The 330-nt window shown below is 61.2% G+C and carries 1 protein-coding gene; it reads right to left on the reverse strand.

The genetic code is table 11. The features are described 5' to 3' along the window. On the reverse strand, positions 1-257 hold a 257-nt coding region (locus tag IC37_RS28685), incomplete at its 3' end, for a reverse transcriptase N-terminal domain-containing protein (RefSeq protein WP_177409436.1). Positions 258-330: the final 73 nt, after the last annotated feature.

The following is a 330-nucleotide window of genomic DNA, read 5'->3' on the forward strand; positions in this document are numbered from 1 at the left end:
AGCACGCGGTCGACTCCCGCCGTGCGCTTGCCCTGGTTTTCAGTGACTCGCCGTGTAGCCAAGTATCTGGCCGAACGAGAGCGAGTCAGCATCCGTTGCAAGGATTTAACCCTGCGCCAATTGCCTTCCCGACAAGCCTTCGCAATCCGTAGCTGCATCGCCCGGACATTCCGCTGGACACGACACCAGTCGATGTCGTGCCATTGCTGCGGAGCGCCGGAAGGCGCAGACACGGCCGTATGGCTATGTACTTTCATGCTGCCTTCCTCTCAACGCGCCTGAGCGGAAGACGTACGCATCCCCTGACGGGAATGGACGCTCCCGTCAGGG

The organism is Pseudomonas sp. QTF5 (assembly GCF_000512695.2).
Taxonomy (GTDB): Bacteria; Pseudomonadota; Gammaproteobacteria; order Pseudomonadales; family Pseudomonadaceae; genus Aquipseudomonas.